General features: G+C 70.8%; 18 protein-coding genes. 11 read left to right on the top strand and 7 right to left on the bottom strand.

Annotated features, from left to right (window positions below; translation table 11 throughout):
* Nucleotides 1-56: 56 nt before the first annotated feature.
* The 3 genes from AC067U_RS04145 to AC067U_RS04135 form a co-directional block, all read right to left on the bottom strand.
* On the bottom strand, nucleotides 57-1,430 hold the full coding sequence (locus AC067U_RS04145) for a cytochrome P450 (RefSeq protein WP_478828031.1): 1,374 nt from the start codon (nucleotides 1,428-1,430) through the stop codon (nucleotides 57-59).
* A 403-nt stretch (nucleotides 1,431-1,833) separates the two neighbouring features.
* Nucleotides 1,834-3,363, bottom strand: a complete 1,530-nt coding sequence (locus AC067U_RS04140) for a helix-turn-helix domain-containing protein (protein WP_478828030.1) — start codon at nucleotides 3,361-3,363, stop codon at nucleotides 1,834-1,836.
* Nucleotides 3,364-3,500: 137 nt separating this feature from the next.
* Complete coding sequence (locus AC067U_RS04135) at nucleotides 3,501-3,998, bottom strand: MarR family winged helix-turn-helix transcriptional regulator (protein ID WP_478828029.1); 498 nt, start codon at nucleotides 3,996-3,998, stop codon at nucleotides 3,501-3,503.
* A 93-nt stretch (nucleotides 3,999-4,091) separates the two neighbouring features.
* Between AC067U_RS04135 and AC067U_RS04130 the strand changes: the two genes are divergently transcribed.
* Entirely contained in the window at nucleotides 4,092-4,967 is an 876-nt protein-coding gene (locus tag AC067U_RS04130; protein ID WP_478828028.1) for a haloalkane dehalogenase, read from the top strand.
* A gap of 227 nt (nucleotides 4,968-5,194) precedes the next feature.
* Nucleotides 5,195-6,208: an ion transporter gene (locus AC067U_RS04125; protein ID WP_478828027.1), complete on the top strand. Its 1,014-nt coding sequence runs from the start codon at nucleotides 5,195-5,197 to the stop codon at nucleotides 6,206-6,208.
* Between the two features lie 121 nt (nucleotides 6,209-6,329).
* Here AC067U_RS04125 and AC067U_RS04120 read toward each other — a convergent pair whose 3' ends face one another.
* Complete coding sequence (locus tag AC067U_RS04120) at nucleotides 6,330-8,261, bottom strand: amidohydrolase (protein ID WP_478828026.1); 1,932 nt, start codon at nucleotides 8,259-8,261, stop codon at nucleotides 6,330-6,332.
* Between the two features lie 189 nt (nucleotides 8,262-8,450).
* Between AC067U_RS04120 and AC067U_RS04115 the strand changes: the two genes are divergently transcribed.
* Together AC067U_RS04115 and AC067U_RS04110 are read left to right on the top strand one after the other, a co-directional pair.
* Nucleotides 8,451-9,461, top strand: a complete 1,011-nt coding sequence (locus AC067U_RS04115) for a LacI family DNA-binding transcriptional regulator (RefSeq protein ID WP_478828025.1) — start codon at nucleotides 8,451-8,453, stop codon at nucleotides 9,459-9,461.
* Between the two features lie 78 nt (nucleotides 9,462-9,539).
* Nucleotides 9,540-10,442 carry a hypothetical protein gene (locus AC067U_RS04110; RefSeq protein ID WP_478828024.1) on the top strand — a complete coding sequence of 301 codons (903 nt, stop codon included), beginning with the start codon at nucleotides 9,540-9,542 and terminating at the stop codon, nucleotides 10,440-10,442.
* Here the strand turns inward: AC067U_RS04110 and AC067U_RS04105 are convergent.
* Nucleotides 10,357-10,755 carry an alpha/beta fold hydrolase gene (locus AC067U_RS04105; protein WP_478828023.1) on the bottom strand — a complete coding sequence of 133 codons (399 nt, stop codon included), beginning with the start codon at nucleotides 10,753-10,755 and terminating at the stop codon, nucleotides 10,357-10,359. The genes AC067U_RS04110 and AC067U_RS04105 overlap by 86 nt on opposite strands.
* Complete coding sequence (locus AC067U_RS04100) at nucleotides 10,730-11,752, bottom strand: hypothetical protein (RefSeq protein WP_478828022.1); 1,023 nt, start codon at nucleotides 11,750-11,752, stop codon at nucleotides 10,730-10,732. Before AC067U_RS04100 ends, AC067U_RS04105 begins: the two co-directional genes overlap by 26 nt.
* Nucleotides 11,753-12,136: 384 nt before the next feature.
* Between AC067U_RS04100 and acnA the strand changes: the two genes are divergently transcribed.
* From acnA to AC067U_RS04080, 4 genes are all read left to right on the top strand, one after another.
* Nucleotides 12,137-14,851, top strand: a complete 2,715-nt coding sequence (acnA, locus tag AC067U_RS04095; protein WP_478828021.1) for an aconitate hydratase AcnA — start codon at nucleotides 12,137-12,139, stop codon at nucleotides 14,849-14,851.
* Nucleotides 14,852-15,087: 236 nt separating this feature from the next.
* The gene (gene ngcE / locus AC067U_RS04090; RefSeq protein ID WP_478828020.1) at nucleotides 15,088-16,512 is read left to right on the top strand and encodes an N-acetylglucosamine/diacetylchitobiose ABC transporter substrate-binding protein; all 1,425 of its coding nucleotides are present in this window, start codon (nucleotides 15,088-15,090) and stop codon (nucleotides 16,510-16,512) included.
* A gap of 26 nt (nucleotides 16,513-16,538) precedes the next feature.
* Nucleotides 16,539-17,483 carry a carbohydrate ABC transporter permease gene (locus AC067U_RS04085; RefSeq protein ID WP_478828019.1) on the top strand — a complete coding sequence of 315 codons (945 nt, stop codon included), beginning with the start codon at nucleotides 16,539-16,541 and terminating at the stop codon, nucleotides 17,481-17,483.
* Between the two features lie 37 nt (nucleotides 17,484-17,520).
* Nucleotides 17,521-18,444, top strand: coding sequence for a carbohydrate ABC transporter permease (locus AC067U_RS04080; protein WP_478828018.1), 924 nt, complete (start codon nucleotides 17,521-17,523; stop codon nucleotides 18,442-18,444).
* A 15-nt stretch (nucleotides 18,445-18,459) separates the two neighbouring features.
* On the opposite strand, the gene AC067U_RS04075 is transcribed toward AC067U_RS04080, so the two are convergent.
* Entirely contained in the window at nucleotides 18,460-19,335 is an 876-nt protein-coding gene (locus AC067U_RS04075; protein WP_478828017.1) for a hypothetical protein, read from the bottom strand.
* Between the two features lie 316 nt (nucleotides 19,336-19,651).
* Between AC067U_RS04075 and AC067U_RS04070 the strand changes: the two genes are divergently transcribed.
* From AC067U_RS04070 to AC067U_RS04060, 3 genes are all read left to right on the top strand, one after another.
* Nucleotides 19,652-20,866, top strand: a complete 1,215-nt coding sequence (locus tag AC067U_RS04070; RefSeq protein ID WP_478828285.1) for an ROK family transcriptional regulator — start codon at nucleotides 19,652-19,654, stop codon at nucleotides 20,864-20,866.
* Nucleotides 20,867-20,984: 118 nt separating this feature from the next.
* Complete coding sequence (locus AC067U_RS04065; RefSeq protein WP_478828016.1) at nucleotides 20,985-22,100, top strand: substrate-binding domain-containing protein; 1,116 nt, start codon at nucleotides 20,985-20,987, stop codon at nucleotides 22,098-22,100.
* A gap of 188 nt (nucleotides 22,101-22,288) precedes the next feature.
* Complete coding sequence (locus tag AC067U_RS04060; RefSeq protein ID WP_478828015.1) at nucleotides 22,289-23,077, top strand: ATP-binding cassette domain-containing protein; 789 nt, start codon at nucleotides 22,289-22,291, stop codon at nucleotides 23,075-23,077.
* Nucleotides 23,078-23,095 lie beyond the last annotated feature (18 nt).

The raw sequence follows: 23,095 nt of genomic DNA, 5'->3' as shown, positions 1-23,095 counted from the left end.
CGCCGCCCGCCGTCGCCATCCCGCCGCCCGCGGTCCGCCGCCCGCCGCGCCGCGAGTTACGACGGGCTGAGGGGGCGGATCCGGCACCGGGCCGGCCCGGCCACCCGCAGGGTGATCCCGGCCGCCACCGGCACCTCCTCATCCACCGGCTCGAACTCGTACGCCCGGACCATCATCGCCAGTGCGATCACCGACTCCAGCATCGAGAAGTGCTGCCCGATGCACGCGCGCGGGCCACCGCCGAACGGCAGCCAGGCGTATCGGGGCCGCCCCGCCTCCGCCTCCGGGCCGAACCGGTCCGGGTCGAACCGCTCGGGATCCGGCCAGTAGCGCGGGTGCCGGTGGGTGACCCAGGGCGCCACGATCACGTCCGCGCCCGCGGGCACGGCGTACCCGTCGACCTCGGTCGCGGCGACGGACCGGCGGCCGATCACCGGGGCGGCCGGATACAGCCGCATCGCCTCCTTCAGCACCTGCGTCAGGTACGGCAGCCGGTCCAGGTCCGCGGCCTCCGGGTCCCGCCCGCCCAGCACCTTCGCGACCTCCTCGCGGGCACGGTCCTGGACCTCGGGGTGACGCGCGAGCAGGTGCAGGGAGAAGGCCAGGGAGGTCGCGGTGGTCTCGTGCCCGGCGAGCAGGAAGATGAGCACCTGGTCGCGGAGTTCGGCGTCGTCGAACGCGCCGTCCTCACCGCTGCCGGCCGCCGCGAGCAGCGACAGCAGGTCCTCGCCGCCGTCCTCGCCGCGGCGCCGGCGCTCCACGATCCCGTCGCACACGCCGTACAGCTCGGCGATCGCGGCGGCCGCCCGCTTGTTGCCCGGGGTGGGCCAGGTGCGGGGGATGGATTTGGGGGAGTAGCCGCGCCTGAGCACGTAATCGGTGATGACCGGAAAACACCGGTCCACGACCGGAACGGTGGCCTCTACGTCCGCCCCGAACAGGATCCTCGCCACCGCGCGCAGGGCGAGCTCCATCATGGAGTCCGCCACGTCCACGACCCCGCCGGGAGCGTCGCGCCAGGCGTCGAGCGCGGTCTGCGCCTCGGCAGCTATGGCACCGGCGTACGAGTCCACCCGGCGCCGGGTGAACAGCGGCTGCACCAGCCGCCGCTGGCGCAGGTAGTCCTCGTCCTGGCTGGTCAGCAGGCCGTTCCCGAAGGATTCCCGGACTTCCTGGTAGAAGGTGTTCTCCTTGCGGAAGTTGGCCGCGTCGGAGGCCAGCACCTGCTGGGCCCCCTCGGCGGAGAACACGCAGTACAGTTCGGCCCGCAGGCCGGGCGGCCCGGCGGTGACCCGGACCACGTCACCGAGTTCGCGCCGGGCCCGCAGATAGGTCCCGAGCGAGTCCTTCTGCAGGTCGAGCAGCGACCCGAGCAGCGGTACCCCCGCCAGCCCCGGGACCTTCGCGCCGACACTGTCCGTCACTGCCATCCCGGTGCCCCTTCCGCGATCTCAACACGCTGATTCTGCCGCCCCGTTACCCGGGAGGGCGAGTCCACCCACACCTCACACGGCCGATTTCCACCCTTGACGCCCTCACCGCCCTCTCCGGCCTTGACGCTCGTGCAGCAGCAGCGCGAGGGCGCACACGCACAACGTCACGCACAACGTCATCCTTTGCGATGTTCCGGCACCGACCCCACCGTCAGGACGAGTTCGGGCGTACGCTTCCGGTCGCCGTCCGACCGACGACGGCCACGGCCTGGTCCGGGTTCTCCTCCAGCCATGTGCTCAGGTGCTTCCGGACGGCTCCTGGGGGCGGAGCTCGCAGAAATGACGAAGCCCCCGCGAGGCGGGGGCTTCGTGCGGTTGCCGGTCTCGCGGCAAGCGGTGGCTAGATGTCGCGGAAGATCTCGATCTGGGCGCCGACCGAGTTGAGGCGTTCCGCCAGTTCCTCGTAGCCGCGGTTGATGACGTAGACGTTGCGGAGGACCGAGGTGCCCTCGGCGGCCATCATGGCCAGGAGGACGACCACCGCCGGGCGGAGGGCCGGCGGGCACATCATCTCCGCCGCGCGCCAGCGGGTGGGGCCTTCGACCAGGACGCGGTGCGGGTCCAGGAGCTGGAGGCGGCCGCCGAGGCGGTTGAGGTCGGTGAGGTAGATGGCGCGGTTGTCGTAGACCCAGTCGTGGATGAGGGTCTTGCCCTGGGCGGTGGCCGCGATCGCCGCGAAGAACGGGACGTTGTCGATGTTCAGGCCCGGGAACGGCATGGGGTGGATCTTGTCGATCGGCGCCTCGAGCTTGGAGGGGCGGACCGTCAGGTCGACCAGGCGGGTGCGGCCGTTGTCGGCCGTGTACTCCGCCGAGCGGTCGTGGTCCAGGCCCATCTCCTCCAGGACCGCGAGCTCGATCTCCATGAACTCGATCGGCACGCGGCGGATGGTCAGTTCGGATTCCGTGACCACCGCGGCGGCCAGCAGGCTCATGGCCTCGACCGGGTCCTCGGAGGGCGAGTAGTCCACGTCCACGTCGATGTTCGGGACGCCGTGCACCGTGAGGGTGGTGGTGCCGATGCCCTCGACCTCGACGCCCAGTGCCTCGAGGAAGAAGCACAGGTCCTGGACCATGTAGTTGGAGGAGGCGTTGCGGATGACCGTGACGCCGTCGTGGCGGGCCGCGGCCAGCAGCGCGTTCTCGGTGACGGTGTCCCCGCGCTCGGTCAGCACGATCGGGCGGCCGGGGCTGACGCCGGGCTCGACCTTGGCGTGGTAGATGCCCTCGGTCGCGGTGATGTCCAGGCCGAAGCGGCGCAGGGCGATCATGTGCGGCTCGATGGTGCGGGTACCGAGGTCGCAGCCGCCGGCGTAGGGCAGGCGGAACTGGTCCATCCGGTGGAGCAGGGGGCCCAGGAACATGATGATGCTCCGGGTCCGTACGGCCGCCTCCGCGTCGATGGCGTCCATGTCGAGCTCGGCCGGCGGGACGAGTTCCAGGTCCACGCCGTCGTTGATCCAGCGGGTGCGGACGCCGATGGAGCCGAGTACCTCCAGCAGGCGGTAGACCTCCTCGATCCGGGCGACCCGGCGCAGGACCGTGCGGCCCTTGTTGAGCAGGCTGGCGCAGAGCAGCGCCACGCACGCGTTCTTGCTCGTCTTGACGTCGATGGCGCCGGAGAGGCGGCGCCCGCCGACGACCCTCAGGTGCATCGGTCCGGAGTAGCCGAGAGCGACGATCTCGCTGTCGAGCGCTTCGCCGATTCGGGCGATCATCTCAAGGCTGATGTTCTGGTTGCCGCGCTCGATCCGGTTCACGGCGCTCTGGCTGGTGCCCAGCGCCTCGGCGAGCTGGCTCTGCGTCCATCCCCGGTGTTGCCGGGCGTCACGGATGAGCCTGCCGATGCGTACGAGGTAGTCGTCTGCCATGGATGCACCGTATCTCAGATATGAGATGGGGCTCGCGTGGGGTGCGGCAGACGGGTGTTACCCACCGTCAGATCGTGTCCGTTCTGTCCCGGGTCCTGACTGCTTCTGCCCGGCCGTTCCGCTTGCCGCACCTTCGGTCAGTTTTCGCCCGGCTCCATCCGGCCCGCCGTACCCGCGTGATGGGCCACGAGCTTCGTCAGCAGGGCGGTGAGCTGCTGCTGTTCACGGGGGGACAGTGGGGACAGGAGTTCCTCCTGGGTCTGCCGGAGCAGCTGTTCCAGGCGGCCGAGCTGCTTCCGTCCGTGCGGTGTGAGAGTGATGACATTCCGTCGGCGGTCCGCCGGATCGGGGGTCCGCTCCACGTCCCCGCGCCCGGCGAGCTCGTTGAGTACGGCGACCAGATCGCTCCGGTGGATCCCGGTACGGGCGCTCAGCTCGGCCTGGCTGGCCGGCCCGTACTCGTCCAGTGCGACCAGGGCGGCGTAATGCCATTTGCGGGCATCTGCCCCGGTCAGTCCCTCCACGACCAGGCGTTGGGCCAGGGTCGCCGCCTGCCCCAGCAGCCGGCTGGGCAGTTCGCGCAGCCGGGCGGGGACCGGCGGGCCGGGCTGCGAGGTCTTGCCTTCCGTTTCCATGTCCCGATCCTAGCCCTTGCGTTCGTGGCACTAACGGTCTAATTTCGTTCGTGCCGCGAACGTTAGTCGCCCAAACGAAATGGAGGGGCTGAAATGCCCGTCATCGACGTGCTCGACTCGACGATGTACTACGAGGACCGGGGCGAAGGGGTGCCCTTCGTCTTCCTGCACGGCAACCCGACTTCATCCCATCTGTGGCGGAAGGTCCTGCCCCGGATGGCCGACGGGATCCGGGTCCTCGCACCCGACCTCATCGGCATGGGGCGCTCCGGCAAGCCCGGCGGCGCGTACCGGTTCGCCGACCACGCCCGCTACCTGGACGCCTGGTTCGAGGCCCTCGGCCTCGACGACGTGGTCCTCGTCGGCCAGGACTGGGGCGGCGCGCTCGCCTTCGACCACGCCGCCCGGCACCCCGGGCGGGTGCGCGGCACCGCCTTCATGGAGACCGTCCTGCGCCCCATGACCTGGGCGGAATACCCCGAATCCTCCCGGTCCCGGTTCCAAGCCCTCAAGACGCCGGGGGTGGGGGAGCGGCTCGTCCTGGAGGAGAACGTCTTCATCGAGGACAGCATCCACAAGACCGTCCTGAACCCGCTGACCGAAGCGGACCACGCCGTCTACGCCGCCCCCTACCCGACCCCCGAGAGCCGGCTCCCCATGCTCCAGTGGGCGCGCTCCATGCCGCTGGACGGAGAACCCGCCGATGTGGTCGCCCGCGTCGAGGCGTACGACGCCTGGCTGGCCGGCACCCCGGGCGTACCGAAGCTGCTGCTCACCTTCGACGGCTCACCCACGCTGATGGTCGGACCGGAACTGACCGCCTGGTGCGAGGAGAACATCGCCGCCCTGGAGACCGAGTACTGCGGCCACGCAGCACACCTCGCCCCTGAGGACCGCGGCGAGGAGATCGCGGCCGCAGTCAACGCCTGGGTCGTACGGCAGGGCCTGCTGGGCGACCCCCGCCCGTGACCCCCCGCCCGTGACCCCCGCCCGTCCGCACCCCGCTGCCGATCCCGGCCGTCAATTCACTCGATCCGGTCATGATCCCCGTCGGGGGACGTCCGGGGGCGCGTTCCGACGTTGATCCGTGCGACCCCGCGCACACGCCCCTGCGTCGCGGGTCTCTCCACGCCCGGCATGTCCTGGCCGTGACGCCCGGTGTGCCCGAAGTCCGAGCTGCGCAGAGGTGATGCCCGATGATGCCCGAGGCACGGCCGTCCCGTCGCCGGGTGGGATTAGCCACCCGCTGCCGGGCGATCATCGAGGATCCCGCCTTCGGGCTGAGCGTCTTCGCGCTGATCCTGGTGAACGCCGCGGTCCTCGGCGTGGAGACGTACCGCGGGACCGCCCTCGCCTACGAGCAGGAGATCCGGGCCGTCGAACACGCCTGCCTGGCGCTGTTCGCGCTGGAGCTGCTGATCCGCGCCGCCGCCTGCGCGGACCGGCCGCGCGAGTTCTTCCGCGACCCCTGGCACCTCTTCGACCTGGCCGTCGTGCTCTCCTCGGTCCTCCCGATGGTGTGGGACAACGCCACCGTCTTCCGGCTGCTGCGGCTGGCCAGGGTGCTGCGGACCGCCCGCTTCCTGCCGCAGTTGCGGATCCTGCTCATCGCGATGGGGCGCAGCCTGCCGGGCACCATGAGCTTCCTGTTCGTCGGCGGGCTGGTGCTCTACGTCTACGCCATGATCGGCTGGATCTGCTTCGCCGGGGTCGACCCCGCCCACTACGGCTCCATCGGCCGGGCGGGCCTGACGTTGTTCCTGCTCACCACGATGGACGGCCTCACCGATGCCGTTCGGGCCGGGCTGGAGATCTCCCGGTTCAGCATCCTCTACTACGCGTCGTACGCCCTGCTGGCCTCCTTCCTGCTGGTCAACATGCTGATCGGGGTGGTCCTCGGCTCGCTGGACGAGGCGCGGGAGATGGAGAAGGAGGAGCAGGCGAGGCGGGCGAGCCCGAAGCAGCCGTCGCCGCCGCTATCACCGTCGTCGCCGTCGCCATCACCGTCGTCGCCATCGCCATCGCCATCGCCATCGTCGACGGCGGCAGCGGCAGCGGTCGCAGGAGCGTCCGTGGCGGACGCGCACACCCTTGAGGTGCGCGAGCGGATCGCGAACGCCCGCCGGGCGCTGGACGAACTGGAGGCCAGCCTGGACCGCGAGCGCCTGATCCCGGCCGGCCGCCGCCTGGAGGTCTCGGGCAGCGGGTGACGCCTGCGGCCCGCCGCCCCCGCCCCGCCTCCGGCCGCTGCCGCGCCGCCGCCCCCGCCTCCGGCACTGCGGCCCCGGAGGCCGATTCCGCAGCCAAGGGCCGCGGGCCGGCGGGAGGCCGCTACGCCCCGCAGCAGGCGTCGTGCCGACTGCCGCCGTGGATCGCCGCGTACGACGCCGGGCGCGGACCGGACGCCGCCCGGGTGAGGCGGGCCGCGGCCGCACGGCCCGCCACCGACCGTGCGTCGTGCACCACCCGCCCGCCGACCAGGGTCAGTTCGACCGCCGTGTCGCTGATGTCCGGTACCGGGCAACGGGTCACGTCCCGGTCCAGCACCACCAGGTCGGCGGCCTTCCCCCGCTCCACGGTCCCGGTCAGTGCCTCCTGGCGGAGCTGCCACGCGGTGCCCGACGTGTGCATCCGCAGGGCGGACGCACGGCTCAACCCTTCCAGCTCGCGGTAGAGCTCACCGCTGCCGTGCGCGCCCTGCCGGTCGACGGCGGTCCGCAGCTGGTTCCACACCTGCAGCGCGTCCACCGGCCAGTCCGAGCCGCCGGACAGCCGGGCCCCGGCCCGCTCCAGGCTCCGTGCCGGGTACATCCACCGGTGCCGCCGCGGCCCGATGTACGGCAGCAGCGCCTCCATCGTCCAGGTGTCCTTCGCCGCCCACTGCAGCTGCATGCAGGCCGCGACGCCCAGGGCGGCGAACCGCCGCAGGTCGGCCGGGTCCACGATCTGCAGGTGCGCGACGGCGTTGCGCGGGTCGCGCTGCCCGGTGGCCCGGCGCGCGTACGCGTACCCGTCGAGGGCGGTACGGACCGCCCGGTCGCCGAGTCCGTGCGCGTGCATCTGCCAGCCGGCCCGGTTGAAGGCGGCGGTGAGCCGTCCGTACTCCCCGGCCGTGGTGTACAGCTCGCCCCGGTTGTCCGTCGGCTTCCCCGTGGTGCCGTCCAGGTAGGGCTCCAGCAGGGCGGCCGTCTGGGCCGGGTACTCGATGACCCCGTCCAGAAAGACCTTGATCATCCCGAACCGGAGCCCGGGCACGCCCCCGAACTCCCGGCGCAGGCCCCGCGCGTACGCCAGGGCGGCCGCCGGGTCCCGGGTCTTCTCCACCTCCAGCCGGATCGCGGGCACGATCCGCTGGGGCAGCTTCCCGGCCGCGGCGAGGTCCCGGTAGAGCTCCAGCTCGTGCCGTCCCACCAGCGCGTCCATCATCGTGGTGACGCCGGAGGCGGCCGCCTGCTCCAGTACCTTCGCGCAGGCCGCGACCAGTTCTGCCCGCGTCGGCTCCGGGACGTGCCGCTTGACCAGACCCTGCGCGTCGTCCTTGAGCACGCCCGTGGGGCGGCCGTCGGGCCCCTTGACGATCTTCCCGCCGGCCGGGTCGGGGGTGGCCGCGGTGATCCCGGCGATGTCCAGGGCACGTTGATTGGCCCAGAGGTTGTGGCCGTCCCCGCCGACCAGGATCACCGGGCGGCGGGTCGGCAGCGCGTCCAGCATGGAGTGGTGCGGGACGGTGCCGGTCGGCAGCAGCCCGACCGGGTTCCAGTCCTCCACCACCAGCCAGCCGTCCGGCTCGGCGCCGGCCCCGCCGGTGTCGGCGAGGAACCCGCGCAGGATCTCCTGGAGTTCGGGCAGGGTGGTTTCCGCACCGTCCAGGGAGGAACGCAGCGAGCGGTCGCCCGCCCCGAGCGGGTGGACGTGCCCGTCGTGGATCCCGCTCATCACCGTGTTGCCGCGGGCGTCGACCACCTCGGTGTCCCGGCCGACGTAGCGGTGCAGGGACCGGCCCCGCCCGGTGTCGAGGATCGTGCCGTCCCGGCCGACCGCGACCGCGTCGACCGGCGGACCGCCCTGCGTCCCCGTGAACACTCGGGCGTTGTGGATCACCAGGGCGGCCGAACCGCGCTTCGAACCGCTACCGGTGCCGGTGCCGGTAGCGGGCGCGGCGGCAGCGGCACCCGCCGCCGGGCCGCCGAGCAGACCGGCCGCACCCGCGGCACCGGCGGCGGCGAGCAGACCCCGCCGGGACAGGGAGGAGGAAGACGTCATGACCACTCCAAAGGTTGGCAGTGGCCAGGACGATCGGTGATTAACCCCTTAACCGGAACCCGCCCCCGGCAACGGAATCCGCACCCCGCCCACACGCCGCCCGCCCCGCGTCCCGATCCGCCGCCGTCGTCCCCTGCGCCGCCCGACCCGTCGCCGTGACCACGCGCGGCCCGCGCCGGGATCCGTACGATGGCCCCCGTGCCCGCCAGCCCGACCATCGCCGACATAGCGCGCGCCGCGGAGGTGTCCACGGCGACGGTGTCGCACGCCCTCAACGGCACCGGGCGGATCGGCGAGGCCACCCGCCGCCGGGTCCGGGCGGTCGCGACCGCCCTCGGCTACGGCGCGCCCGCCGCCGGACCGCGGACCCGCACCCTCGGCCTGGCCGTCACCACCTTCGCCGGTTCGGCGTGGAACTACGTCGCGGTCTCGTACTTCTCCCGCTGGCTGACGGCCGCCACCGCCGCCGCGCACGCCCGCGGTTACGCCCTGACCACCCTCCCCGCCGACCGCGGGGCCGAGGCACTGTGGCACAACCTCGCCGTGGACGGAATGCTGCTCCTCGACAGCCCGCAGGACGATCCGGTGCTCCGCGCCCTGCGCGCCCGCGGCATCCCGGTGGTCTTCGACGGCCGGCCGGCCGCTCCCCGGCCGGAGGACACCTGGGTGGACAACGACCACGCCGCGACCACCCGGGAGGTCCTCGACCACCTCGCGGCGGCCGGCGCGCAACGCATCGCCCTGCACGGCGGCTTCGGCGGCGAGCACTACACCAGGGCGGTGACGGAGGCGTACGAACGCTGGTGCGCGGACCGCGCCCGCCCGCCGCTCCCGGTGGTCTTCGACCCGCACGACGCCCCCGGCCACGCCTTCGACGAGACGTTCGCCGGGGGCGCGGCCGACGCCGTCTACTCCCTCTACGACCCGGGAGGCCGGCAGACCCTGGCCGCCGCCGCCCGCCACGGCCTGCGCGTCCCCGAGGACCTCCTGATCGTCTGCGCCAGCGAGGACCCCGCCTACGAGTCCACCGAGGTCCCGGTGACCACGATGACCCTCCAACCCGAGCGCATCGCCGAGCTCGCTGTGGCCGCCCTGGTCGAGCTCGTGGAATCGCCCGACCCGGCCGCCCGTGCGATCCCCGGACAGCGCACGGTGCCGGCCCTTTTGCGCCCCCGTGCCTCTTCGCGCCCCCGCCGCTGAGCAGGAGCGGGGCGAACAGGGACGGGGTATCTCGCCCATCCGGTCCCGTGTCCGCCGACCTCTCGCCAGCGTTCGGCCGTGGACTTCCGGCAGGAATGGGGGAACGGCGCGCGGGGTGAATCCCGCCCGCACTTCTTCCTGTCCTACTCCAGCTCCGGTCCCGCCCGGGGCACGCAGAGGCCCTTGGTACTCGACGGGCAGCACCGGATCGCGGCCATCTGGCGCCGCCTGGACGGGGCGACACGCCTCTACTACCTGATCAGCCACCCCTCCGTCCCGGACCTGGCCGCGGACGCACCGGGCACCGGCCTCGCCGAGCTCTTCGCACGGAGCCTCGGCATGGCCCCCTCCGACGCCACCGAGGCAGCCGCGCGGCTTCCGGGCGCTCGGGTCCGGCCCGATCCCCGACCGGGCCGCACATCCCCGGCGGGCTCTTTCCGGGCCTTCGCCGCCGTGCCGGAACCCTCCGGTGACGCGGTCGATTCCGGCACCGGCCCCGGCACCGGCACCGGCACGGTGCTCGCCGCGCTGTCCCTCTTCGCGAGTTCCGCCACCATCGCCCGCGAGATCGATGCCGTTTTCGAGCACCTGGTGCGCCTCTGGCCCGAGCTGGCCCTGCGCTACTCCCTCGACCACGGCTTCGCCCTGGCCGCCCTCGCCGAGGCGGCCGCGGTCGCCCGTGCGGAGCTCACTCGGTGCCTCCGGCTCCTGCTGTGCCCGCCTGAACCCGAAGGAGCCCGAGACGCCGGACGGGGCGGCGGCGCCGAAGCCGACTGCGCGCGTCCCCTGGAAGCCCTGACCCGGCTCTCCGAAGCGACGTACGGCACGGCGGCCCGCGGTCACCTCGGCCGCGGCCCGCTCGCCCGCACCGGTCCCGGCACGGGCGGAGTGCAGATCAGGCCAGGAAGGCGCCGACCGTCGACGCGAATGACGCGGGGTCGTCCATCCACGGGAAGTGGCCGGCGCCGGGCTGGACGGTGAGCTCTGCCTTCCCGAAGAGCCCGCTGAACTCGGCCAGCACGGGCACCGGGCCCTGGAGGTCGGAGTCACCGGCCAGGACCAGGACCGGATGGTCGAAGCGGGCGAGGGCGGTGCGCAGGGCGGGCGGGTCGTAGGCGCCCTCCTCGCCGAAGACGGCGCCCGCCTCGTGGTTCTTGTGGCTGTCGCTGTCCGCGGCGAGCCGCTTCGCCGCCTCGTCCCAGCGGCCGTGGAGGTAGGCATGATCGCGAGGTTCGCAAGCCCCGCCCCGCCGGGCAACCCGTTTCCGGTCAGCCGGCCTGGGCCGCCCGGGCACGTTCGGACAGCAGCCGGGTGAGCGACTCCAGGTCGCCGCTGTCGTAGGACCGGCTCTCGTTGTCCTTGCCGCCGACGAGGGTGAGCACGGTGCCGGTGCGGACCATCGTGTAACGGGTCGTCTTGGTGACGTACCCGGTTCCGCGGCTCGTGGACTGGGTGAAGGCGGTGCTTTCGTCGCCGAACCGCGGCATCGTCAGCTTCCGCACCCCCGCGCCCTTCTGCTCGAAGGCGGCCCGGGCCTCGGCCTCACCGGGATAGGCGAACACCATGAACTCCGTCTCCATGCTGTAGCGCCCCAGGTACTCGGCCCGGCCCTCGAACGTGGATCCGTCGTCCCGTGAGGAGACGCCGGCTTCGGGTGCGGAGACCTCCGTCCAGCCGCTCGGCAGACCCGCGGCGTCCGGCAGCACCGCCTTGACCGCCTTCGCATCGGTCAGCGCTGCGGCCCTCGTACGACCGCCACGGCCGCCGTCCCCACCCCCGGACGCCCCCGCGATCGCACCGAAGGCCCCGCCGGCCCCGGGGGAGTCGTCACCGTCGAACAGCCGTGTCCCGCCGTAGATGCCCAGGGCGGCCAGGGCGACCACGGCCACGGTGAGCAGGACGGCCAGGGCCCGCCCGGCCGGAGTGTTGTCGAAGGTGACGGGGCCCAGCGCGATGGTGCTCCGGCGCACCCTGGCGCCGCCGTCGATCACGATGCTGCCCGTGTAACTCCGCGGCGCTGCGGCCGGCCGCGGTCCTGCCAGTGCCCGGGCGAGCCGGTCGGCGAACTCCGGGTCGTCGGCGACCGAGGCGGACACCGCTTCCGTCAGCAGGGTCCGGGCCTCCGGCTCCCCGGGCCGGGCGTCCACGGCCGCGAGGGCCGCCTGCCCGGCCGGATCCCGTCCGAGCCTCTCGCGGACCATGCCGGAGACGGTCTGGCCGATCTCCGCTCCCACCGTGGCCGTGAGGCCGCTCGCAAGATCGGTCATCACCCGCACGACCGCAGCCGTCACATCCGCTTCCACTCCGCGCCCCCGTCGGTCGCATCCGAGGGGTTCAGGTTCGGGTCACCCGGGGGCGCCCGCATCGGCGCGACCGGACAAACATGAGCGACAACCGGCCATTTTCGCCGGGATCGGCGGCGGGCGGTCGGCGGGCGGTCGGCAGGGGGTTGCGGCGGCGCCGGGCGTTCTCGATCCCGGCAGGGCCATGCCGTGCATGACCTCGGCGCGGCCATGTACTAGAGTTATCTCGACATCGAGATATCTGCCGAAGGCGAACCGCAGCCGCCCCGCTGATAAGGCTTACCTAACTTAGCCCTACCTTAGCGGATTGGCCAGAGTGCCACGCGGCAGGATGCGGTAGAACGCGCGAATTCATGCATGAAGGAGACTGTCGTGTCGGCGAACAGCTTCGACGCCCGTAGCACGCTGCAGGTGGGCGACGAGTCGTACGAGATCTTCCGGCTGGACAAGGTGGAGGGCTCCGCCCGTCTGCCCTACAGCCTGAAGGTGCTGCTGGAGAACCTGCTCCGCACGGAGGACGGCGCGAACATCACCGCCGACCACATCCGCGCGCTGGGCAACTGGGACTCGCAGGCCCAGCCGAGCCAGGAGATCCAGTTCACGCCCGCCCGCGTGATCATGCAGGACTTCACCGGCGTTCCCTGTGTCGTGGACCTCGCCACCATGCGTGAGGCCGTGAAGGAGCTCGGCGGCGACCCGTCGAAGATCAACCCGCTGGCCCCGGCCGAGCTGGTCATCGACCACTCCGTCATCGCCGACAAGTTCGGCACCAAGGACGCCTTCACCCAGAACGTGGAGCTGGAGTACGGCCGCAACAAGGAGCGCTACCAGTTCCTGCGCTGGGGTCAGACCGCCTTCGACGAGTTCAAGGTCGTCCCGCCCGGCACCGGCATCGTCCACCAGGTGAACATCGAGCACCTGGCCCGCACGGTCATGGTCCGGGGCGGCGTCGCCTACCCCGACACCCTCGTCGGCACCGACTCCCACACCACCATGGTCAACGGCCTCGGTGTGCTCGGCTGGGGCGTCGGCGGCATCGAGGCCGAGGCCGCGATGCTCGGCCAGCCGGTCTCCATGCTGATCCCGCGCGTCGTCGGCTTCAAGCTGACCGGCGAGCTGCCCACCGGCACCACCGCCACCGACCTGGTGCTCACCATCACCGAGATGCTGCGCAAGCACGGCGTCGTCGGCAAGTTCGTCGAGTTCTACGGTGAGGGCGTCGCCGCCACCTCCCTCGCGAACCGCGCCACCATCGGCAACATGTCGCCCGAGTTCGGCTCCACCGCCGCGATCTTCCCGATCGACGGCGAGACCCTGAACTACCTCAAGCTCACCGGCCGCTCCGAGCAGCAGGTCGCGCTCGTCGAGGCGTACGCCAAGGAGCAGGGCCTGTGGCTGGACCCGGCCGCCGAGCCGGACTTCTCCGAGAAGCTGGAGCTGGACCTCTCCACGGTCGTCCCCTCCATCGCCGGCCCGAAGCGCCCGCAGGACCGCATCGTCCTGGCCAACGCCGCCCAGCAGTTCGCGGTGGACGTCCTCAACTACGTGGACGACGCCGACGAGGCGGGCCAGGAGTCCTTCCCGGCCTCCGACGCCCCGGCGCAGACCAACGGCGTGCCGACCCGCCCGACCACGGTCACCCTGGCCGACGGCACCTCCTTCGAGATCGACCACGGCGCCGTCACCGTCGCCGCGATCACCTCCTGCACCAACACCTCGAACCCCTACGTCATGGTCGCCGCGGCGCTCGTGGCCAAGAAGGCGGTCGAGAAGGGCCTGTCCCGCAAGCCGTGGGTCAAGACCACCCTGGCCCCGGGCTCGAAGGTCGTCACCGACTACTTCGACAAGGCCGGCCTGACCCCGTACCTGGACAAGATGGGCTTCAACCTCGTCGGGTACGGCTGCACCACCTGCATCGGCAACTCCGGTCCGCTGGACGAGGAGATCTCGAAGGCGATCAACGAGCACGACCTCGCGGTCACCTCGGTGCTCTCCGGCAACCGCAACTTCGAGGGCCGGATCAACCCCGACGTCAAGATGAACTACCTGGCCTCCCCGCCGCTGGTCGTCGCGTACGCCATCGCGGGCTCCATGAAGGTGGACATCACCACCGACGCCATCGGCACCGACACCGAGGGCAACCCGGTCTTCCTCAAGGACATCTGGCCCTCCGAGGCCGAGGTCAACGACGTCGTCGCCAACGCCATCGGCGAGGACATGTTCAACAAGTCCTACCAGGACGTCTTCGCGGGCGACGCCCAGTGGCAGGCGCTGCCGATCCCGACCGGCAACACCTTCGAGTGGGACCCGCAGTCCACCTACGTGCGCAAGCCCCCGTACTTCGAGGGCATGACCATGGAGACCACCCCGGTCTCCGACATCGCCGGCGCCCGCGTGCTGGCGAAGCTGGGCGACTCGGTCACCACCGACCACATCTCCCCGGCCGGTGCGATCAAGGCCGACACCCCGGCCGGCAAGTACCTCACCGAGCACGGCGTCGAGCGCCGCGACTTCAACTCCTACGGTTCCCGCCGCGGCAACCACGAGGTCATGATCCGCGGTACGTTCGCCAACATCCGCCTGCGCAACCAGATCGCGCCGGGCACCGAGGGCGGCTTCACCCGCGACTTCACCGTCGAGGGCGCCCCGGTCTCCTTCATCTACGACGCCTCCCAGAACTACCAGGCCGCCGGCATCCCGCTGGTCATCCTGGCGGGCAAGGAGTACGGCTCCGGCTCCTCCCGCGACTGGGCCGCCAAGGGCACCGCGCTGCTCGGCGTCAAGGCCGTCATCGCCGAGTCCTACGAGCGCATCCACCGCTCCAACCTGATCGGCATGGGCGTCCTGCCCCTGCAGTTCCCCGAGGGCGCCACCGCGGCCTCCCTGGGCCTCACCGGCGAGGAGACCTTCTCCTTCACCGGTGTGGAGGAGCTGAACAACGGCACCACCCCGCGCACGGTCAAGGTCACCACCGACTCCGGTGTCGAGTTCGACGCGGTCGTCCGCATCGACACCCCCGGTGAGGCGGACTACTACCGCAACGGCGGCATCATGCAGTACGTGCTGCGGAACCTGATCCGCGGCTAGCCACGACAGCGGCACCAAAGGGCCGTATCCCCGTTAAGGGGGTGCGGCCCTTCCGCTTTTCATGGCGGCAGCGCCGGATGACGGACAGGTCTCGACTCGGAAAAAGCGTCGGCCAATCTTGTGCACGATCTTGCTGCCCCGAGCGGAAGTGGACTATACCTGTGCGCGTCCGGGCCACCGCGGACGAGCGGCCCCGGGCCCTCCTTCACACTTCTGACGAAGGCGAGGACACGAGCATGGGATCCACTGGTGAGGGCCTCGGACGCCGTGATCTGATCAAGCGCTCCGCAGCACTCGGACTGATCACGGTGCCCACGATGGGCGTCCTGTCCGCCTGTGCCTCAGGTGGCGAGGAGACCACCAAGGGCCCGGACAAGGTGCCGGCCACCAAGGAGAACCCCTTCGGCGTGGCCAAGGGCGGCAAGATGGACGTCGTGATCTTCAAGGGCGGCTTCGGCGACGACTACGCCAAGGCGTGGGAGGCCGCCTTCGACAAGAAATGGGGCACCGCCAGCTCCCACCTGGGCACCCAGGAGATCACCGGCAAGCTCCAGACCCGCTTCAACGGCGGCAACCCGCCGGACGTGGTCAACAACTCCGGCGCCCAGAAGATCAAGCTGGACGTGCTCTTCAAGGCCGGCCAGCTGGCCGACCTCACCCCGGTGCTGGACGCGCCCTCGCTGGACGACCCGAGCAAGAAGGTCCGGGACACGCTGATCCCCGGCACCGTCGAACAGGGCACCCAGGGCGGCAAGTTCGTCGCCCTCAACTACGTCTACACCGTGTACGGCTTCTGGTACTCCGGCAAGCTCTTCAAGGAGAAGGGCTGGACCCCGCCGAAGACCTGGGACGAGTTCCTCGCGGTCTGCGCGAAGGCCAAGGAGGCCGGCATCGGCGGCCTGGCCCACCAGGGCAAGTTCCCGTACTACATCAACGTCGTGATCATGGACCTGATCGCCAAGAAGGGCGGTCTGGAGGCCATGAAGGCCATCGACAACCTGGAGCCGAACGCCTTCGAGGGCAACCCGGCCGCCCTGGCCGCCGCCGAGGCCGTCTACGAGGTGGTGGAGAAGGGCCTGCTGATGCCGGGCACCAACGGCCTCACCCACACGGAGTCGCAGACCGCCTGGAACCAGTACAAGGCCGCCTTCATCCCCTCGGGCTCCTGGCTGGAGAACGAGCAGCTCAAGCAGACCCCGGACGACTTCGACATGAAGTTCCTGCCGGTGCCGCCGCTCGCGGACAGCAAACTGCCCTTCGAGGCCATCCGGGCCGGTGCGGGCGAGCCCTTCATCGTCCCGGAGAAGGCCGCCAACAGGCCCGGCGGCCTGGAGTTCATCCGTTCGATGCTGTCACGCGAATGGTCGACCCTGTTCGCCCAGCAGGCGAACTCGCTCACCGTGGTCAAGGACGGCGTGGACCCGGCCGTCAAGCTGCGGCCCGGCACCCAGTCGGCGGTGGAGGGCCTGAAGGCGGCCGGCGAGGGCACCTTCAACTACCTGTACACCGAGTGGTACAGCGAAATGGACACGGCGATCCAGGACGCGTCCAATGAGCTGATGGCCAAGCGCATCCAGCCGAAGGAATGGATCAAGCGGTGCCAGGCCGCGGTGAACAAGGCGGCCCAGGACCCGAACGCGAAGAACAACCGCCGCAGCTGACCCCGGCCACTCCAGGGACGGACACCATGAGCCACGTAGCCCAGAGCAGGGGGCGGGCCGGATTCATCGCCGGCTTCCTCTTCGCCCCGCTCGCGCTGTACCTGACCTTCGTCATCTGGCCGTACGTGCAGACGTTCGGGTATTCCTTCACCAACTGGTCGGGGCAGTCGCCCGTGTTCGACTTCGTCGGACTGGACAACTACTCCGCGCTGATGAAGGACGAGGTCTTCCGCGGCGCCCTCTGGAACAACCTGCTGCTCCTGGTGTTCGTCCCGGTGGTCACCATCCTGATCGCCCTGTTCTTCGCCTTCATGGTGAACGCGGGCGGCCGGGGCGGCGCCGGCGGGGTCCAGGGCGTCCGGGGATCGGCCTTCTACAAGATCGTCTACTTCTTCCCGCAGGTCCTGTCCCTCGCCATCCTCGCCGTACTGTTCGGCGCCGTGTACCGCAGCGACCAGGGCGGCCTGCTCAACGGCGTCCTGGTCCGCGCCGGCCTGGTGGACGCCCAGCACCCCGTCGAATGGCTCAACGAACCCGATCTCGTCCTCTGGTGCCTGCTCCTGGTGGTCATCTGGCACGGGGTCGGCTTCTACCTCGTCCTCTTCTCCGCCGCCATGCAGTCCATCCCCAGGGACGTCTACGAGGCCGCGCTGCTCGACGGCGCCGGCCGCGGGCAGACCTTCTTCAAGGTGACCCTGCCCCTGCTGTGGGACTCCGTCCAGACCTCCGCCGTCTACCTCGGCATCGCAGCCATGGACATGTTCGTCCTCGTCTCGACGATGACCTCCGGTCCGTACGGCGGCGGCCCCGACCACCACAGCGAGGTCATGGCGACCGTGCTGATGCGCAACTTCCTGTACTTCGGCAAGAGCGGCTACGCCTGCGCCATGGGCGTGGTCATGCTCCTCCTGACCATGATCCTTTCGATCATCACGCTGCGCGCGACCCGCCGCGAGCGCATCGAGTTCTAGAGCCCGGAACCAACCGGGAACGGGAGCGGGAGACACCATGACCACAGTGATCAAGGCCCCGGGCGAGGCGGCCGCCGAGCGCTCCGGCGGCTCCACCGGTCCGGGGGAGCGGCGGCGAGGCTCGGAGGGCGCGGTCCTCAACGTCTTCTCGCACGGATTCCTCGCCGTCTGGGCGGTCCTGATCGTGCTGCCGCTGGTCTGGCTGGCGCTCGGGTCCTTCAAGACCGACGCGCAGATCGGCGGGTCCGCCCTCGCCTGGCCCTCGAACTGGAACCTCGACGCCTTCGGACGCGCCTGGGACAAGGGCATCGGGGACTACTTCGCCAACACCCTGATCGTGATGGCGTTCTCCGTCCCGCTGACCATGCTGCTCGGCTCGATGGCGGCGTACGTACTGGCCCGCTACCCCTTCCCGGGGAACCGGTTCCTGTACTACTTCTTCGTCAGCGGGGCGATGTTCCCGGTGTTCCTGGCGCTGGTCCCGCTGTTCTTCATGGTCAAGCGCTTCGACATGCTGAACACCTACCAGGGCCTGATCCTGGTCTACGTGGCCTACTCGCTGCCCTTCACCGTCTTCTTCATGCACTCCTTCTTCCGCACCCTGCCCACGGCGGTGCACGAGGCGGCGGTGATCGACGGGGCCTCGGACACCCGGATCTTCTTCCAGGTGATGCTGCCGATGGCCAAGCCCGGCCTGATCAGCGTCGGCATCTTCAACACCCTCGGGCAGTGGAACCAGTACATCCTGCCCACCGTGCTGATGCAGCCGCAGACCGGATCGGACCCCGAGCGCTACCTGCTCACCCAGGGCCTCATCCAGCTCCAGCAGCAGCAGGGATACGCGACCGACCTGCCGGTGCTGTTCGCCGGCGTGACGATCGCGATGATCCCGATGCTGGTGGTCTACCTCTCCTTCCAGCGGCAGATCCAGTCCGGCCTGACCTCGGCGACGCTGAAGTAGGGCACTCCGGGGCCGTCAGGAGGCGCTGACGGCCCGCCGCAGGTCGTAACTCTTCCCGGACTCCGGGCCCCCGACGTCCTGGTGGAGCCGGGGCACCCGGTCCGTGCCGGCCACGCGCCACGGAGCCGGCCAGAAACACCCGGGGATGCGCACGGTGACCTCGTGGATCCCGGCGTCCCGCCCGGGCGCGTACGACCAGGTGCCGGTGCCCGTGCACCGCCGCGACGGGCCGCTGGGGTGGTCGTCGGGGCGGTGCATGCCGACGTCCGAGGCCGTGACCCCACCGTCTCCCGTGAAGGTCAGTGTCCCGCCCCGGTGGTCGACCCAGACGCCGGGCACGGCCGCCGCGGTGATCGACGGCGGCTCGTACGGGGGCAGCAGGCCGGTGGCGAGTCCGCCCGCGCCGAGGACGCCGGTCCCCGCCACGACCGCCGCACCCCACAGCGCCACCCGCCGGAAGAGTCCGCTCCGGCCGGTACGGGCGATCAGGGCGCCCGCCGAGAGCGAGGCCGTGGCCCACGCCCAGAAGACCAGCATGGGCCGCGTCGCCACGTCGTTGTACGTCCAGAAGGCCGTGACGGGCGGCCCCAGCAGGGCGGCCACCATCAGCGGTGCCCACAACGCCTCGGGTCCGCCGATCCGGCGGGCCGACAGCGCGGCCAGCGCGACCGCCGGCAGGACGAAGAACAGCGTCAGCAGGAACGCGATCACCCCGATGAGGGGGATGAGGGCGATCACCACCGCCCCTTCTGCGGCGTAGTCGGCGGCGACGCCGGGCGGATACCGCATCCACAGGGACAGGAGCACCACCACCAGGGCGAGCGCGACCTCCAGGTACCCCACCAGCACCGAGACCACCAGTACCCGGCCGTACGAACGCTTCTCGTCCACGGACAACCCCCCTCGGGCATGGCAAACGCACCCGCCGTCCGGCGGACAGCGGCGCGGTCCCCATGCTGCCAGCTGGACTGAACGCGTTCAATTGGCTTGTGGTCTGGCATGGCGTACCCGGGCGCATCAGAGGCATGCGGGAGGAAAGTGGGAAATACTGACAAGGCCATCGCTTCGGTGACCGCGGCGTGAAGTCGGACCGTGCTTCTCTCGTACTTTTGGTCATGGCCGGTCGTCAGCGGCTCTTGACGTCCGGAAAGCCCCAGGGGTCGACTTGGGGTTCACAAGTTGGAGAGATGGCAGGAGTGGATCAGTGGTGGAGACTCCGGGTTCGCAGTCGTCCTTGCACCGCGCGAATCTCGAACGCGTCGTACGGGCGGTGCGGCTCGCCGGTTCGCTGACCCAGGCGGAGATCGCCCGTACCACCGGACTGTCGGCGGCCACGGTCTCCAACATCGTCCGGGAGCTGAAGGACGGCGGGACCGTGGAGGTCACGCCGACCTCGGCGGGGGGCCGCCGCGCGCGCAGCGTCTCGCTCAGCGGGGACGCGGGGATCGTGATCGGCGTGGACTTCGGGCACACGCACCTGAGGGTCGCGGTCGGGAACCTGGCCCACCAGGTGCTGGCCGAGGAGGTCGAGCCGCTGGACGTGGACGCCTCCTGGACGGCCGGGTTCGACCGGGCGGAACACCTGGTGGGGCGGCTGATCGAGAGCGTGGGGACGGTCCGCGAGAAGGTCATCGGCGTGGGCCTGGGCGTGCCCGGCCCGATCGACGTGGAGTCCGGGACCCTCGGTTCCACGGCGATCCTGCCGGGCTGGGCCGGGATCAACCCGCGCGACGAACTCGCGCGGCGGCTCGGGGTGCCGGTGTACGTCGACAACGACGCGAACCTGGGCGCGCTGGGCGAGCTGGTGTGGGGGAGCGGCCGGGGGGTCAAGGACCTGGCGTACATCAAGGTGGCCAGCGGAGTCGGCGCCGGGCTGGTGATAAACGGCCAGATCTACCGGGGTCCGGGCGGCACCGCGGGGGAGATCGGGCACATCACCCTGGACGAGTCCGGGCCGGTCTGCCGCTGCGGCAACCGGGGTTGCCTGGAGACCTTCGCCGCCGCCCGCTACGTACTGCCGCTGCTGCAGGGCAGCCACGGGCCCGAACTCACCATGGAGCGCGTGGTGGAACTGGCCCGGGAGGGCGATCCCGGCTGCCGCCGGGTGATCACGGACGTGGGCCGGCACGTGGGCAGCGGGGTGGCCAGCCTGTGCAACCTGCTCAACCCCAGCCGGGTGGTGCTCGGCGGCTCCCTGGCGGACGCCGGTGAACTGGTGCTGGCCCCCATACGTGAGTCCGTGGGGAGGTACGCGATCCCCAGCGCGGCCCGCCAGTTGTCGGTGCTGACCGGATCGCTGGGCGGCCGTGCCGAGGTGCTGGGCGCGCTGGCGCTCGTACTGAGCGAGATGGGTGATTCGACGCTTTTGCTGGGCAGGGGCGGGGTGGGAGCGACTCCCGCCGTCATGTCTTCAGTTAGATAACGGATGGCACCGTTGTCATCTCGTTAAGGATTCACTCCTTGACGACAAGTTGCGGCCGGGGTTGACTCACGTCCACCTCGGCCGCGGCGTTGCGGCCTCGTCAGGGAGGTTTCAGGAAATGAACACGCGGATGCGCAGAGCCGCTGTTGCCGTCGCCGCCACCGCCATGGCCGTCTCGCTCGCCGCCTGCGGCAGCGCGAAGGAAGCCGGCGAGAAGTCCACGGGCACCGGCACCGCCCCGGCCGGCGACGCGATCAAGGTCGGTCTGCTCCTGCCCGAGAACCAGACCGCGCGCTACGAGAAGTTCGACAAGCCGCTCATCGAGAAGCAGGTCGCCGCGCTCACCGGCGGCAAGGGCGAGGTCGTCTACGCCAACGCCAAGCAGTCCGCGACCACGCAGAACTCCCAGGTCGACACCATGATCACCAACAAGGTGGACGTGCTGATCCTGGACGCGGTGGACTCCAAGGCCATCGCCGGCGCGGTGAAGAAGGCCAAGGACGCGGGGATCCCGGTCGTGGCCTACGACCGCCTCGCCGAGGGCCCGATCGAGGGCTACACCTCCTTCGATAACGAAGAGGTCGGCAAGGTCCAGGGCAAGGCCCTGCTGACGGCCCTGGGCGACAAGGCCAAGGCCGGCGATATCGTGATGATGAACGGCTCCGTCACCGACCCGAACGCCGCCCTGTTCAAGAAGGGCGCGCACGCCGAGCTCGACGGCAAGGTGAACGTCGGCAAGGAGTACGACACCGTCGAGTGGAAGCCGGAGAACGCCAACACCAACATGGCGGCGGCCATTTCGGCGCTCGGCAAGGACAAGATCGTCGGCGTCTACTCGGCCAACGACGGCATGGCCGGCGGCATCATCACCGCCCTCAAGGCGGCCGGCGTCACCCCGCTCCCCCCGGTCACCGGCCAGGACGCCGAACTCGCGGGCGTGCAGCGGATCGTCGCGGGCGAGCAGTACATGAGCGTCTACAAGCCGTACGCGCCGGAGGCCGAGGCCGCGGCGAAGATGGCCGTGGCCCTCGCCAAGGGCGAGAAGCTCGACTCCGTCGCCTCCTCCAAGGTCGACAGCCCCACCACCAAGGGCGTCCCCTCCGTCCTCGTCCCGGTCGTCTCGCTGACCAAGGACAACATCAAGGACACCGTGGTCAAGGACGGCGTCTACACCGTCGCCGAGATCTGCACCGACAAGTACGCCGCGGCCTGCGAGTCCGCCGGCATCAAGTAGTCGCGCAGCGGCCGCGAAGCAGTCGCGGCCGGTCGCGTCACCGCACGTCACCGCACCACCGTGCCGCGGGCCCCACGAGGGCCCGCCCCCTCTGGCCGGCGCCCCGCCCCTCATACCCCCGCCATCCGCGGGGCGCCGGTGCAGAATCGTTAATGCAAGGCATCCCCGCCGGTCAGGCGGCGAAGGAGATGATTCACGTGTCCGCTGCGCCCGTGCTGGCGTTGCGCGGGGTCTCGAAGCGATTCGGTGCCGTTCAGGCCCTCACCGACGTAGAACTCGAGATCCATTCCGGCGAGGTCGTCGCTCTGGTCGGCGACAACGGCGCCGGAAAGTCGACGCTCGTCAAGACGATCGCCGGCGTCCACCCCATCGATGACGGGGTCATCGAATGGGAGGGCAAGCCGGTGTCGATCAGCAAGCCCCATGACGCCCAGAACCTGGGCATCGCGACGGTCTACCAGGACCTCGCCCTCTGCGACAACATCGATGTCGTCGGCAACCTCTTCCTGGGCCGCGAGCTCAAGCGCCGCGGCGTCCTGGACGAGGTGGAGATGGAGCGCCGCGCCCGCGAGCTGCTCACCACCCTCTCCATCCGGATCCCGAGCGTGCGGATCCCGATCGCCTCGCTCTCCGGCGGCCAGCGCCAGACGGTGGCGATCGCCCGCTCCATGCTCGGCGAGCCCCAGCTCGTCATCCTCGACGAGCCCACCGCCGCCCTCGGCGTCGAGCAGACCGCCCAGGTCCTCGACCTCGTCGAGCGGCTGCGCGAGCGCGGCCACGCGGTCATCCTCATCAGCCACAACATGGCCGACGTCAAGGCCGTCGCGGACCGGGTCGCGGTCCTCCGGCTGGGCCGCAACAACGGCGTCTTCAAGGTCGCCGACACCTCGCAGGAAGAGATCATCTCCGCCATCACGGGCGCCACGGACAACGCCGTGACCCGCCGGGCGGCGCGCACCGGGGAGGCTCGCAAGTGAGCACCGAACATGCACCCG

It is taken from the genome of Streptomyces sp. NPDC043853 (assembly GCF_056436025.1).
The sequence above is the reverse complement of the archived record's forward strand: the minus strand, read 5'-3'. Positions and strand labels throughout refer to the sequence as shown.

Coding starts and splice junctions, on each gene's coding strand:
- AC067U_RS04085 (WP_478828019.1), top strand. CDS start 16,539: ATGAGCCACGTAGCCCAGAGCAGGGGGCGGGCCGGATTCATCGCCGGC.
- AC067U_RS04120 (WP_478828026.1), bottom strand. CDS start 8,261: ATGACGTCTTCCTCCTCCCTGTCCCGGCGGGGTCTGCTCGCCGCCGCC.
- ngcE (WP_478828020.1), top strand. CDS start 15,088: ATGGGATCCACTGGTGAGGGCCTCGGACGCCGTGATCTGATCAAGCGC.
- AC067U_RS04135 (WP_478828029.1), bottom strand. CDS start 3,998: ATGGAAACGGAAGGCAAGACCTCGCAGCCCGGCCCGCCGGTCCCCGCC.
- AC067U_RS04125 (WP_478828027.1), top strand. CDS start 5,195: ATGATGCCCGAGGCACGGCCGTCCCGTCGCCGGGTGGGATTAGCCACC.
- AC067U_RS04060 (WP_478828015.1), top strand. CDS start 22,289: ATGATTCACGTGTCCGCTGCGCCCGTGCTGGCGTTGCGCGGGGTCTCG.
- AC067U_RS04145 (WP_478828031.1), bottom strand. CDS start 1,430: ATGGCAGTGACGGACAGTGTCGGCGCGAAGGTCCCGGGGCTGGCGGGG.
- AC067U_RS04115 (WP_478828025.1), top strand. CDS start 8,451: ATGGCCCCCGTGCCCGCCAGCCCGACCATCGCCGACATAGCGCGCGCC.
- AC067U_RS04080 (WP_478828018.1), top strand. CDS start 17,521: ATGACCACAGTGATCAAGGCCCCGGGCGAGGCGGCCGCCGAGCGCTCC.
- AC067U_RS04065 (WP_478828016.1), top strand. CDS start 20,985: ATGAACACGCGGATGCGCAGAGCCGCTGTTGCCGTCGCCGCCACCGCC.
- AC067U_RS04140 (WP_478828030.1), bottom strand. CDS start 3,363: ATGGCAGACGACTACCTCGTACGCATCGGCAGGCTCATCCGTGACGCC.
- AC067U_RS04130 (WP_478828028.1), top strand. CDS start 4,092: ATGCCCGTCATCGACGTGCTCGACTCGACGATGTACTACGAGGACCGG.